14 protein-coding genes and 1 pseudogene are annotated in these 12,503 nt (G+C 67.6%); 7 read left to right on the forward strand and 8 right to left on the reverse strand.

The genetic code is table 11. From position 1 onward, the window contains the following. Nucleotides 1-767: 767 nt before the first annotated feature. The 5 genes from AB0J95_RS46655 to AB0J95_RS46675 all read right to left on the reverse strand — a co-directional run bounded on the left by AB0J95_RS46655 (nucleotide 768) and on the right by AB0J95_RS46675 (nucleotide 3,839). Nucleotides 768-1,199, reverse strand: a complete 432-nt coding sequence (locus AB0J95_RS46655) for a VOC family protein (protein WP_364772672.1) — start codon at nucleotides 1,197-1,199, stop codon at nucleotides 768-770. 159 nt (nucleotides 1,200-1,358) lie between these two features. Then, nucleotides 1,359-1,613 carry an SDR family oxidoreductase gene (locus AB0J95_RS46660; protein WP_364772674.1) on the reverse strand — a complete coding sequence of 85 codons (255 nt, stop codon included), beginning with the start codon at nucleotides 1,611-1,613 and terminating at the stop codon, nucleotides 1,359-1,361. Continuing rightward, entirely contained in the window at nucleotides 1,610-2,074 is a 465-nt protein-coding gene (locus tag AB0J95_RS46665; protein ID WP_364772675.1) for an SDR family NAD(P)-dependent oxidoreductase, read from the reverse strand. The genes AB0J95_RS46660 and AB0J95_RS46665 overlap by 4 nt, the downstream gene beginning before the upstream one ends. Before the next feature lie 4 nt (nucleotides 2,075-2,078). Beyond that, nucleotides 2,079-2,951 carry a DUF427 domain-containing protein gene (locus AB0J95_RS46670; RefSeq protein WP_364772677.1) on the reverse strand — a complete coding sequence of 291 codons (873 nt, stop codon included), beginning with the start codon at nucleotides 2,949-2,951 and terminating at the stop codon, nucleotides 2,079-2,081. Nucleotides 2,952-2,969: 18 nt separating this feature from the next. Then, nucleotides 2,970-3,839 (reverse strand): alpha/beta fold hydrolase, encoded by an 870-nt coding sequence (locus AB0J95_RS46675; protein ID WP_364772678.1) that lies wholly within the window; start codon nucleotides 3,837-3,839, stop codon nucleotides 2,970-2,972. An 86-nt stretch (nucleotides 3,840-3,925) separates the two neighbouring features. On the opposite strand from AB0J95_RS46675, the gene AB0J95_RS46680 reads away from it, so the two are divergent. The 3 genes and pseudogenes from AB0J95_RS46680 to AB0J95_RS46690 all read left to right on the forward strand — a co-directional run. After that, a complete protein-coding gene (locus AB0J95_RS46680) occupies nucleotides 3,926-4,447 on the forward strand; it encodes a CGNR zinc finger domain-containing protein (RefSeq protein ID WP_364772679.1) in 522 nt (173 codons plus the stop codon). Further along, entirely contained in the window at nucleotides 4,447-6,123 is a 1,677-nt protein-coding gene (locus tag AB0J95_RS46685; RefSeq protein ID WP_364772681.1) for an MOSC and FAD-binding oxidoreductase domain-containing protein, read from the forward strand. Before AB0J95_RS46680 ends, AB0J95_RS46685 begins: the two co-directional genes overlap by 1 nt. Nucleotides 6,124-6,337: 214 nt before the next feature. Next, nucleotides 6,338-6,966, forward strand: a pseudogene (locus AB0J95_RS46690) (IS5 family transposase); the annotation flags it as partial. A gap of 105 nt (nucleotides 6,967-7,071) precedes the next feature. Here AB0J95_RS46690 and AB0J95_RS46695 read toward each other — a convergent pair. Beyond that, nucleotides 7,072-7,995: an AraC family transcriptional regulator gene (locus AB0J95_RS46695; RefSeq protein WP_364772682.1), complete on the reverse strand. Its 924-nt coding sequence runs from the start codon at nucleotides 7,993-7,995 to the stop codon at nucleotides 7,072-7,074. A gap of 70 nt (nucleotides 7,996-8,065) precedes the next feature. Between AB0J95_RS46695 and AB0J95_RS46700 the strand changes: the two genes are divergently transcribed. Both AB0J95_RS46700 and AB0J95_RS46705 read left to right on the forward strand, forming a co-directional pair. After that, complete coding sequence (locus AB0J95_RS46700) at nucleotides 8,066-8,713, forward strand: class I SAM-dependent methyltransferase (RefSeq protein ID WP_364772684.1); 648 nt, start codon at nucleotides 8,066-8,068, stop codon at nucleotides 8,711-8,713. A 66-nt stretch (nucleotides 8,714-8,779) separates the two neighbouring features. After that, entirely contained in the window at nucleotides 8,780-9,736 is a 957-nt protein-coding gene (locus AB0J95_RS46705) for a hypothetical protein (protein WP_364772686.1), read from the forward strand. Nucleotides 9,737-9,961: 225 nt separating this feature from the next. Here the strand turns inward: AB0J95_RS46705 and trxA are convergent, their stop codons facing one another. After that, on the reverse strand, nucleotides 9,962-10,327 hold the full coding sequence (gene trxA / locus AB0J95_RS46710; protein ID WP_364772688.1) for a thioredoxin: 366 nt from the start codon (nucleotides 10,325-10,327) through the stop codon (nucleotides 9,962-9,964). A 63-nt stretch (nucleotides 10,328-10,390) separates the two neighbouring features. Next, nucleotides 10,391-10,981, reverse strand: a complete 591-nt coding sequence (locus AB0J95_RS46715) for a DUF6000 family protein (protein WP_364772690.1) — start codon at nucleotides 10,979-10,981, stop codon at nucleotides 10,391-10,393. A gap of 115 nt (nucleotides 10,982-11,096) precedes the next feature. Between AB0J95_RS46715 and AB0J95_RS46720 the strand changes: the two genes are divergently transcribed. Both AB0J95_RS46720 and AB0J95_RS46725 read left to right on the forward strand, forming a co-directional pair. Continuing rightward, nucleotides 11,097-11,588, forward strand: a complete 492-nt coding sequence (locus tag AB0J95_RS46720) for a YbaB/EbfC family nucleoid-associated protein (RefSeq protein WP_364772691.1) — start codon at nucleotides 11,097-11,099, stop codon at nucleotides 11,586-11,588. A gap of 52 nt (nucleotides 11,589-11,640) precedes the next feature. Then, nucleotides 11,641-12,501 (forward strand): hypothetical protein, encoded by an 861-nt coding sequence (locus AB0J95_RS46725; RefSeq protein WP_364772693.1) that lies wholly within the window; start codon nucleotides 11,641-11,643, stop codon nucleotides 12,499-12,501. Nucleotides 12,502-12,503: the final 2 nt, after the last annotated feature.

Consider the following 12,503-nt stretch of genomic DNA (forward strand, 5'->3'; position numbering starts at 1 on the left):
GCCGGGGGATTGCTGACCTGTCCGCAGCCCTTGTCGGACTGGTGCTATCCCGGCTCGGTTCGCAAGCAGCCAGCGACCGACCGGAAGCGTGCTCTTCGACGATCCCGGCTGCACCGGTGGCAGCAGCGAGACCATGGTCGACAGCTCAACGCGCCCTTCCCTGCGCCTTCCCGGCCCCATGGCGTACTCGGCGATAGTGGCCGCCGGTCGTCGGACGGCTGTGATCGACCGGCGAGTGGTATCGCCAGTCCCGAGGCGGTCGAGTCGGCCGCGCCCCGGTCTGGGCCCGAACCTTCACCTCCGGAGTAGACGCCCATGCTGGTCCCGGCGATCGCCTAGGGCACCGATTGTCAGCTCCTTGTCGTGGCCAGCACGGCTTCCATTCCTCGCCCTTGACCTTGCCCGCCTGGATCACCGAGTCGGAGAACGAGGTCAAGCCCTTACCCGCGTCCGCGGCTGTCGAGCGGGTGTCCCAAGTTCGGTGTGGTAGCCGAAGAGGTGGTCGAGGTTTGTGTTCACGCACTGCGGAATGTCTCGATGGGGTGACCCGCCCGGCTGCCCTCGGCCGCTCACTGCATAACACCAACGATTTCGCCGCCGACACTGACGATCTTGTCGCCGGCATTGACGAGCTCGTCGCGGACACCCGGACCGCGCTCGCCGCGATCGCTTGGCCACTGTCCACTTCGGACGTCGCCGTGAATGAGGCTCGCCGCCCGCCCAGGGGTATGGCGTGGTTGGTCGTGGTGAATGTGGGTTGCTGGAGGTTACGGGGTGGGGTGGTCACGTTCCTGGATGGTCCAGGTGTTTCCGTCAGGGTCGGTGAAGTCGAGGAAACTGGCGTAGTCGCGGTGGGTGGGGTCGGTTCCCGGAAGATAGTCGCCCTGCCAGGTGTCCGGGGACTTCTTGTGGCGGATGGGGGTGGTGGAGAGGCCGCGTGCGGTGAGTTCGCGGTGTGCGGCCTCGATGTCCGGGACGACCAGGTAGGTGGTGCAGGCCGAGCCGGGTTCGGCGTCGGTGAGACCGATGCCGAACTGAATCGAGCAGGCAGAGCCCGGTGGGGTGAGCTGAACAACGCGGAAGTCCTTGGTGGGGTGGTAATCGACGTCGAGCGTGAAGCCGGCCTGTGTGGTGTAGAACTCGAGCGCGCGGTCGACGTCGGTGACGGGCAGGGTGATGACCTCGATGCGGTAGTCCATCACGCACCGCCCCTGTGTCGAAGGGCGTTGATTGCCTTGTGCCACAGGGAAGGCGTGGGGCTGTAGCGTCGCGGGACGTAGATGGCGGGGATGGGGCCGAGGGCCGGGCTCACCGCCCCGATGGAGTCGGTTCGCTGCGAATTCATGACTGTCTCCAAGTCAGACAAGGGGTTCGCCGCCGTCGACGTTGAGCGAGACGCCGGTGAGGAAGGTACTGGTCAAGGCGAACACAGCGGCCTCGGCGATATCCGAGGGCTGTCCGATGCGTCGCGTGGGACTGGTGGCCTCGCGGGTGGCGAACAGTTCCGCCTTCTTCTGCTCGCCGAGAGCGTCGTATGCGCCGGTGTCGATGGTGCCCGGCGAGATGGCGTTGACCCGGATGGGCGCGACCTCGACTGCGAGCGTCCGGGTCACCACGTCGACGCCCCGTTGGTCGCCCCGACGGCGAGCATGCCGGCAGTGGGCTTGCGTGCGGACGACCCCGAGAAGAAGACGAACGAGCCGTCCCCGGGCATTCGCGGCGCGAAGTGCTTGGCCAGGAACATCGGGCCGACCACCTTGACGTTGAACGACATCAGCACGCTGTCGTGGTCGAGGTCGCCCACTGCGCCTCGCGCCCGCGCCGAAGCGGTGGACACGACGTGGTCGACCTGCCCCAGCCGCTCGGCCAGAGCCGCGATGCTGGCCTCGTCCGTGAGGTCGATCTCCTCGGCGGTGATGCCGGGATCGTCGTACGCCGCCGCGAGCGCCTCCTTGTCGCGCCCCGCCACGACAACGGTGCCGCCGGCCTCGCGGATGGACAGTGCGATCGCGTGGGCGATCCCGCTGCCCCGGCCGATGACCAGGACGGTGCGGTCCTTCAGCGATGCGGTCACGATGTCACTCCGTTCCGGCGCGGGCAGGCATCTCGCTGGGGTCCAGGCCTCGGTCGATGCCATGTGGGGTCACGGTCTGTCCCGGTTCCAGGGCGAGCTTGCGATCGTCGAGGTACACGTCGACGATGTCCGGTTCGAACGACACCAGCCCGGACACGCGCGCCACCTCGGGCCAGGCATCGAGGTACGACCAGGCGCCGCGCTTGCTGTCGCCGATGTCGTAGTAGGAGGCCAAGCCCTTGTACGGGCAGAAGGTCTGTCCGTCCACCGGCGCCAGCGCGGACTGGTCGACGTCGTCACGCGGGACGTACCAGCGGGGCGCGAACCCCGACTCGTACAGCACGACCGGCCGCCGCGTGTCGGCGACGATCCGATCCCCGTCCCGTACCACGAGATGCCGAGAGGTCTGCCGAATGTCGTTGCGGTGGTACAGATCCGCCGCGTGCCCGACGATGCGCTCATCCTCCTCGTAGAACGCATCCATTGCTCGCCAAGCGAACGCAACGCGATCCCGCAGGATGTCGGCGTACTCGGGCAGGTCCGTGTACTGCCACGCCGCCCGCGGCACCTGCTTGTCCCCGGACCGCGCGGTGAACCACTTGGTCCGGCCGAACTCGCGGTGGTTCGTCGCCTTGGCCTCGGGCACGAGCAACCCATCCCGGACGTCGGCGATGGGGAAATACGCGACCGGGTAGTGGTTCGGCTCGTGCAGCAGGACGACGTCCTCGCTGTCAGCCACCCACGCCCCGTCGAATCGCACCCGCATCCGCCGCCACAACGGCTCGGCGAACAGCACCCGGTCCGGTAACGGTTGCGCCGTCAGGAACTGCCCGACCGCGCGGGTCGACAGCGGTCCTTGTTGCCATGCCAGTCCCATTGCCCTCTCTCCTCTCGATCACTCGGCCGTCACGCGGGCCATGAAGTCACGGATCAGCGCGGCGACCTCGTCGCCGGCGCTCTCCAGCAGGAAGTGCCCGCCGTCGAGCAGGTGGATCTCGGCGTCCGGCACGTCCTGCGCGAACGCGCGGGCGCCGTCCGGGCCGAAGATCGGATCGCCCTTGCCCCAGACCGCCAGCACCGGCGGGCGGTGCTCCCGCAGGTACTCGTGCAGCGCCGGGTAGAGCGGCGGGTTGGTCGCGTAGTCACGGAATAACGTGACCTGGACGTCGTCGTTGCCGGGCCGGGACACCATCGCGAAATCGTGGGTCCAGGTATCCGGGCTGACCAGGGACTCGTCCGGGACACCGGTGAGGTACTGCCACTTGATCGCATCCAGGGTCAGCGCCTCGCGAACGCCTGCCTCGGTCTCAGGGGTGTGCTCGCCGTGGAACTCCCAGACGGGCTTCCAGAAGGAGTCGATGAACCCGGCGTCGTACCCGTTGCCGTTCTGCGTGATGATCGCGGTGATGGCCTTCGGGTCGGCCAGCGCCAGACGCCACCCGATCGGGGCACCGTAATCCTGGACGTACATCGCGTAGCGTGTGACACCGAGTTGCTTCAGCAGCCCGGCGGTCAGGCCGGCCAGCGCATCGAAGCTGTAGCCGAACTCATCGGCCGCGGGCGCGTCCGAGAACCCGAACCCGAGGTGGTCCGGCGCTATCACGTGATAGCGGCCGGCGAGTGCGGGGATCAGGTCCCTGAACATGAACGAGCTGGTCGGGAACCCGTGCAGCAGCACGATCACGGGCGCCTCGGCCGGGCCTGCCTCGCGGTAGAACAGCCGCCGGCCCTGCACGGTCGCGTAGCGGTGGTGTACGGTCGCCATGTCTAACTCCTTAAAGCTCGCTTACTGGTTAGACAGTCAACCGGACGATGCTGTAACCTGTCAAGGGCCGGTTTGGAGGTTAGGCGATGACGATGATCGAGACGGACGAGAAGCTGCTGCTCGACCTGCTGAACACCACGCCCGTGGTGAACGGGACGCAGCAGGACGAGCTCTCCGGTGTGGAGGAGGGCTTGCGGTGGCTCGCCGCGCACGGTCAGCCCGCGTCGGCGGACGAGTGGCGTGCGTTGCTCGACGTTCGCACCGTGCTGCAGGACATCGTGCGGGGGGAAGAGGAGCCGGCGGCGGCCGCACCTTTCGTCCTGGACGTCAGCTCGCGGGCGTTGTTCATGGACGGCGTGATCGTGTGGGAGCCCGAGCTGCCGGCCGGGCGCAGCGCCGCGGCCCGGGCCGTGCTCGCCTGGAACGAGCTGTCCCAGTCCAGCCCCGGGCGGTTGCGCGCGTGTGCGAACCCCGAGTGCCGGCTGTTCTTGATCGACCACAGCAAGCCCAACAGTGCGCGCTGGTGCTCGATGGCGGTCTGCGGCAACCGCATGAAGGCCCGGCGGCACTACCAACGCACCCGTCCGACCCAAGGAGACCGAGCGTGATGGCGCGCCTGCTGTCGTTGAACGTGGGAAAACCCAAGGACGTGCCCTGGCAGGGCCGGACCGTCCACACTGGGATCTTCAAGTCGCCGGTCGGCGGGCCGGTGATGGTGCGCAGGCTGAACATCGACGGGGACGGGCAGGGCGACCTGAACGGCCACGGCGGTGAGCAGCGTGCTGTGCTCGTCTACCAACGGCAGTCCTATGAGTACTGGCGGGACCAGCTGGGCCGGGACGACCTCGAATACGGCCAGTTCGGCGAGAACTTCACGGTGGACGGGCTGGCCGACGACGAGGTGCACATCGGCGACCGGTACCGGATCGGCGAGGCCGAGTTCGAGGTCACGCAGCCGCGGGTGACGTGCTTCCGGGTCGGGATGCGGCTGGGCGAGCCCGAGATGCCGTCGCTGCTGGTCGCGCACCACCGGCCGGGGTTCTATCTCCGCGTCATCACCGAAGGCCTGGTCGAGGCCGGGGACGAGATCGTCCGCACCCGGACCGGCCCGCACGAGATGAGCGTCGCGGACATCGACGCGTTGCTGTACCTGCCCGGCCGGTCGAGGGACGATCTTCGCAGGGCGGTCGACATCCCCGCGCTGAGCCCGGGATGGCAGGGTTCGTTCCGGGACCTGCTCGCGGAGACGTCGATAGAACCTTCGGGCTGGCAAGGGTTCCGTCCGTTGCGGGTCGCGCGGGTCGTGCCGGAGAGTGCCTCGGTGACATCGATCTACCTGTCCACTCCGGATGGTTCGGCATTGCCGCGACCCAAACCCGGTCAGTACCTGACGCTGCGGGTTCCGGCGGCTGATCCCGCGCCGGTGCGGAACTACTCGTTGTCCGCCGCGCCTGGGGAGACCGAGTACAGGATCAGCGTCAAACGTGAGTCCCATGGCGTTGTCAGCACGTACTTGCATACCCAGCTGGGGGTCGGCGTCGATGTGGAGGTCGCTGCTCCGCGTGGTGACTTCGTCCTGTCGCAGGAAGAGACGCCGGTTGTGCTGTTGTCCGCTGGGATCGGCGTGACGCCGGTGCTGGCGATGTTGCACGCGCTCGCGGACTCCGGCAGTACGCGGGAGGTCTGGTGGGTGCACACCGCCCGTTCCGTCGCTGAGCAGGCCTTCGCCCAGGAAGCCCGTGACGTGCTGAGGGACCTTCCACATGCCCGCGAACGCATCTTCTATACGTCGGACACCGGCCGCCTCACTCAGGAGTCCCTTGCCGCGCTGGGACTTCCCGTGGATGCGACGGCATACATGTGCGGACCAGACGGATTCATGGCCGATATGCGCGAGGCGCTCATCCACATCGGACTTTCGCCGGATCGCATCCACAGTGAACTGTTCGGGTCGTTGTCTCCGATCAACCCTGGACTCACCGATACGTCCCACACACCGCCGCATCCGCCCGCCGGTCCCGTCGGCACCGGTCCCACCATCACGTTCACCCGCAGCGGTCTGACCGTGCCCTGGAGCGATTCCTACAGCAACGTGCTCGAACTCGCCGAAGCCTGCGACGTTCCCACTCGCTGGTCCTGTCGCACGGGTGTGTGCCACACCTGCCAGACCCCGCTTCTGGCCGGCGCGGTCCGCTATACGCCGAACCCGCTGGAACCGCCATCCTTAGGCACAACACTCGTTTGCTGCTCCCAACCCATGAGTGATCTGGTCCTGGATCTGTGACAAGTGGGGTCGACCCATTTGACGGACAGGATGGTTAGGAGAGTGTGGTCGGCTACCTCGGTGCGGGCCTCGTATGCGGCGGGGCTGGGGTAGCGAGGCTGGAGTGTCGGCGGGTGTTGGACCAGCCTTAAGGTCCTTCACAGAATGGATCTTGGAATAGGTTGATCAACATCGGTTTGAGCTGGGTGTGCGTAAGGGTCAGCAGCCGCCGTGGATTGTGTCGGACGAGTTGTGGGCACGCATCCAGCTGCTGCTGCCGGTGGTACCGCGCCGGGCGGATCACCCGGGCCGTAGGCGGCTGGATGACCGCAAGGCCTTGTGCGGCGTCCTGTTCGTGCTCTACGCGGGCATCCGTGGGAGTTCCTGCCACAAGAGCTGGGCTTCGGCTCCGGAATGACCTGCTGGCGACGGTTGCGTGACTGGAACGAGGCCGGGGTCTGGCAACGCCTGCACGAGGGCTTGCTGGCCGACCTGCACGCCGCGGGCGGACTGGACTTGTCCAAGGGCGGTGGTCGCCGGGTCCCGCGTGCGGGCATTGAAGGGCGGCCCAAAACTGGACCGAGCCCGGTCGACCGTGCCCGCACCGGCTCGAAACACCATCTGATTACCGAGGCGCACGGCATCTCGCTGGCTGTCATCCTGACTGGCGGCAATCGCAACGACGGCACCCAGTTGCTGCCGTTGATTGAGGCGATCCCGCTGGTCCGTGGCCGACGCGGGCGTCCCCGGCGGCGGCCGGACAGGGTCTATGCCGATCGCGCCTACGACCACGACAAGTACCGCAGGATGGTCCGAGAGAAAGGCATCACGTCGTTGTTCGCTCGCCGCGGCGTCGAGCACGGCGACCAGATCCGGCCGCGGATGATCGGCGGTGGCCCAGCCGACCACCCGCTGGGAGTCCAAATCGATCACGGTGGCCAGATGCAGCCACCCTTCCCAGTAGGTATTTCACGGTCCTTTGACGGTTCCGGCCTGGCGCCACTGGGTGGGCGTTGTGCCGTGGGCCTTGGTGAAGGTGCGGGTGAAGTAACCGGGGTCGGCGAAACCCACCTCCCGGGCGATGTCGCCGATCGGCAGGCCGGTCGCGGCGAGCAGCCTGCGGGCCTGGACCATTCGCCGTTCGGTGATCCACTCCTGCACCGTGCGGCCGGTGCGCCGGCGCACCGTCGAGGTGAGGTGACCGGGGGAGATGTTCACCGCGGCGGCCACGTCACGCAGGGAAAGTGGCTCCGGGTAACGCTTTTCGATGACTTCGAAGACGTCGGCGAGCAGCGGTTCACTGTTCTCCCGCAGGTCGCCGACCACATCCGCGGCCAGCCGGGAGACGTCCACCAGCAGCAGCACCAGGTGCGCCAGCACGGCCTCGCGGTAGCCGTCGCGGCGCTGCGCGAGTTCGTTGTGCATCGCCCGCATCCGGGCGATCCACTCAGGACGGTCCGGTTCGGGCACGCGCAGCCGCAGCGCGCCGATCGCTCCGCCGCGCACGAACGGGAACAGCAGCGGATGCGTTCGCCAGGCCAGTTGCGCGCCGGGGACGTCCGGGCCGAGTGCGTCGGCCGTGAAGAACACGCCCCAGCCTTGGACCTCCGCCAGGTCGTCGGGGGCGATGTGGCCCATCATGTCGCCCGGCGCGACCACGAACAGGTCACCAGCCTCGATCGGCCACACCCGCCTGCCGGTGCGCAGCCGCCCGCCGCTGGCGTGGAAGTACGCAACACCCGGGAAGTCGTGCGCGTGCTCCTCGAACGAGCTCGTCGCGTTCCAGCCGTGCTTCTCCAGCTGCCAGGTCATCACCGGCAGCTCGCCGGGGGCCAGCTGCAGCGAGTAGGTCGCCGGCCGGTCCCGGCCCGGTGCCGTCCGTACGGTCCGCACCGTCAAATCATCCCACTCAAACCGCAGATCGGTACAGAACCCCAGCTCAAGGCCGGGACAGAATGGTCGCATGACCGAAAGAACGTCTCAGCCGATCACCGAGCGGGACTACATCCCGGGTATGGGCAAGCACTACCTGCTGCCGCTCTACGACATCGCGCATCACGTGTTCGGGCTGCGCCGGATCCACCAGGAGATGATCACGCTCGCCGGGCTGCGGGACGGGCACAAGGTGCTCGATGTCGGCTGCGGCACCGGGAACCTGTTGCGGCTGACCGGAAAGCTGCATCCGGGCGTCGAGTTGTCCGGCCTGGACCCGGATCCGAAGATGCTGGTCCGGGCGCGGCGGAAGGTCCGCGGGGCACGGTTGGACCGCGGGTTCGCGCAGGAACTGCCCTACGCCGATGGCTCGTTCGACCGCGTGTTCTCCAGCCTGATGCTGCACCACCTGGACAGCGCCTCGAAGGACGAGCTGCTCGCCGAGGTGCGCCGGGTGCTGCGGCCGGACGGTCTGCTGGTCCTGGCCGACGCGGTGTTCGACAAGCACAACCACGGCCGTCCCCGCCGGATGTCGGAACTGGTCCGCGACAACATCGGTGACGGTGTTGCGCGACGGATCGCCGCAGCTGGGTTCACTGTCCAGCCGACCCGCATGAAGGCCATGCGGATCGGCGGAAACGTTGGTATAGAACTGGCTCGCCCGGCACCGCGTGAATAATCGTGCGACGCGGGCGAGTCGCATGAGGACAATGCCCGCATGCAAGAGGTATTCGATGTTCCGGGTATGAGGACGTTGGTCTGGCAGGGCGGGGAGCTGTACGACGTTTCCGTTGGCTGGTACCGGATTGATGACGGCGAGCACAGCCGGAGGTCCGCTGGCTATGGTTCACGGTTCGACGCCGTGACGGTGTCGCCGCGCGGGGATGTCGTCGCGTTGACGGACACTCTCGGCACGAAGGCGTTGCTGGTGAGTGCGGACGGCAATGTGATCCGTGAGTTCGACCGCAGCTACTACTACGCCGACAGGTACCGGTATCCGTTGGCATTGTTCACTTTGCCGGATGGACGCACCGGGTTGGCGCACTGCCCCGATGACTACAACCGGCTGGAGATCGAGGTCGCCGAGACCGGCGAGCGGCTCACCGAAGGTGCCGGCCGCAAGCCGGCCGACTTCTTCCACTCGCGGCTGGCGGTCTCGGCCAGCGGCCGGTACCTGCTCAGTGCGGGCTGGATCTGGCACCCGTTGGACACCTTGGCGGTGTTCGACCTGCATCACGCCCTGGCCGAACCGGAGTCGCTGGACGTTTCGGGCGGACTGTTCAAGATCAGGGTCGAGACGGAGATCGCGGGCGCGTGCTTTGTCGGCGACGAGATCGTGGTCAGCACGCCCGACGAGCCCTATGACGACGAACTCGAGGAGCAGCTGGAACTCGAGCCGAACATGCTCGCGGGCTGGTCACCGGTGACCGGCGAGTACACCTGGCGCAAGCAGCTCGACCTGGCCGCGGGCGACCTGGTCCCGTTGGGCGGCAACGTTTTGGCGCTGTACGACCATCCACGGCTGTTCGGCCCGGCCGGTGAGCTGATCCAGGAATGGCCTGACCTCGCGACCGGCACCGCGCAGAGTTCGATCGTGGCGGCCAATGCGGCGTTCTCCGGTCCGGCGCGCATCGCGATCGGCGAGGACCGGTTCGCCGTGACCGACGGCGAACGCGTCACCGTCGTCCATCTCGAGCGCTAGTCCCGGAACGACCCGTCCTCGCGATATCGGTGCCGTCGCAGCACATGCCCGCACTGCGGGCAATTGCGCATGAACAGCTTCGGTAGCCACACCCACCAGACCAGTAGCAGACCCCGAAAGCCGCGGAAGATCACCGACATCGTGCATGTCCTGCAGTCACGACAGCCTGCCACGCCTCGCCCCCGTTCGACTTCACCCTGATGTCGAACATAGCGCGTCGGGTTACTACTGCTGCTCCTGCGCGGCGATGGTGGCGCGCACCTCGTCCATGTCGAGCTCTCGCACCTTGCCGATCAGCTCTTCCAGCGCCGGCGCGGGCAACGCGCCCGGCCGCGCGTACACCACGACGCCGTCGCGAGCGACCATCAACGTGGGGATCGACGAGATCCCGAACGCCTGCGCCAGCTCGACCTGCGCCTCGGTGTCCACGGTGCCGAAGGTCATGTCCGCGTGCTCCTCGGACGCCTTCTCGTAGACCGGGGCGAACATCCGGCACGGACCGCACCACGACGCCCAGAAGTCGACCAGAACCACACCTTCACTGCTCACGACCTCGTTGAAGTTCTCGGTCGTCAGTTCGACGGTCGCCACAACTCTCCTTCGCTCGTGGTTACCCCATTGACAACCACGGCAGCCCTGGTTCTGTTCCGGCGGCTACTGGGTGTGCATGCACTCCTCGGCGAACACAGCAGCGTCGGTAGTGATGGTCAGGGCGATGCTGGGTTCCATCGGCGGATCGTCGCCGGCCCAGCGCTGCCACGGCCCGCCCTCGGCCAGGAACCGGGCGGACTCCTGCGCGCCGAGCCAGTTGTCCAGGTACATCAGCGCGGCCAGCGCCCACACCTGGTCGTACTTGAGCTCCGGCCGGGCCAGGTAGCGGTCGAGGTACTCGGTGAGCAGCCCGATGTCCTGGCGGGTGCCGAACCGGACCAGCGCGAAGCAGAACGCCTGCCCGGCGAAGGTCAGCCGGCTGGCCAGCAGGAGTTCGCCGAGACGGTCGCGGTAGCCGATACGGTGCGTCAGGCCGATCAGCCAGGCGGCGACCACCTGGGAACGCCAGTTGTTGTCGTCGAGCAGCAGGTCGAGTTCACTGTCGGTGACCCGCCGGGCGTCGGCGGCCAGCGCCCGGCCGAACTCGCCGCGTTCGTCCGGTTTCAGGCTCATCATGCTGCCGTTCAACAGCCTGCGGGGGCGCGCGTCGGGCAGCACGTAGCGCTCGTGAAGTGCGGGCAGGTCGTCCGGCATGGTCACATCCTGCTCGTGGCTTATCCGTTCTGTCCCGGATTCGGCCGACGCGGACGTGTGGTCTGTGACATCCTCTGGTCGTTCGGTGAAGACGGGGTACAGGCGGTAGCAGCACGTGAAGACGCCCGACGAGTGGATGCGGGAGTTCGAGACCAAGATCGCGGACGCGCAGGCCAAGGCGGCCGCGGTCCAGCAGGGGCTCGCCAGCGCGTCAGGCAGCGCGTCGTCCAAGGACGGCGCCGTGTCGGTGTCGGTGTCGCCGACCGGGGCGTTGACCGAACTGCGGCTGACCCCTGAGGCCATGGACAAGTCGCACACGCAGCTCGCGGCCGAGATCGTCGCCGTGGCGCGTAAGGCCCAGCGGGCGGCCGCGGTGCAGGTGGCGGAGACGTTCGAGCAGGTCGGCGGGGCCGGTTCGGAGACCTACCAGATGATCACGCAGTATCTTCCGGCTCCCGAGGAGGACGAGGAAGAGGAGTCGTCGCAACCCTGGTACGGCTACGAGCAGGAGGCCGTAGAGGAGGCGCCGGTGCGTCCGAACCGTCCGATGCCGAGGCCCGACGAGGAGGACGACTTCGGCGGCGGGTCGATCTTCCGGAACCCGTAGCCTGCCGGAGGCGTCGAAGATCGTGATGGCTACCGTTTGACCTGGGGGAACAGTGACCGAGTGGTACGAAGGCGCGGGTGTCGTCGAGAGCGTCGCCGGGTTCGTCGACACGTTGACCGGTGAGTCCGAGGGTGAGGGCGTCGACGTCGTCGACGCGGCCATCGGCGGTGCGGGCATGGTCGTCGACCTGGTCGGGTCCGCGGCGAACCCGTTGGCCGCCGTGTTCTCGGCCGGCGTGGGGTGGCTGCTGGAGCACATCAGCTTCATTCGCGAACCGCTCGATGCGCTGCTCGGCAACCCCGACGAGATCAACGCCAACACCCACGAGCTCAAGTCGGCCGCCCTCGAGATGAAGATGATCGCCCAGGAGCACCGGCAGGACGTGGACGCGATGGGGGCGTCCTGGTCGGGCGAGTCCAACGAGGCTTTCCGGCAGGCCCAGACGCAGATGGCCGACCAGTACGAGGCGCTCGGCAAGTCGATGGACGGCACGGCCGCGATCTACGCGCTGTCCGGGGCGCTGGTCTGCGAGCTGCGGGCGATGATCTTCGACTGGATCTCCGACCTGATCGGTGAGCTGATCGCCGGGGCGCTGATCGCCGCCGCCTCCGCGGTGCCGACCGCGGGCGGGTCGATCGTCGCGTACACCGGATACGCGGGCACCCGTGCGAGCATGCTGGCCACCAAGATGGCCGGCCGGCTGGCCAAGCTGATCAAGGCGATGGAACGGTTCGGCGGGCGGATCGCCAAGCTGTCGGAGAAGATGTCGGGCCTGATGAAGGGCCTGGAGAAGTTCGCCGACTACGGCGACTATGCCAAGACGGCGTACGACGCCGTCAAGCCGTACGACATGCCGCAGTCCGAGCCGGAGACCCCGGGCGTCAACCCGGGCCGGGCCCACTCGACCGTATGAGC

Source organism: Actinocrispum sp. NPDC049592 (assembly GCF_040675465.1).
In the GTDB taxonomy this organism is placed as follows: Bacteria; Actinomycetota; Actinomycetes; order Mycobacteriales; family Pseudonocardiaceae; genus Kibdelosporangium.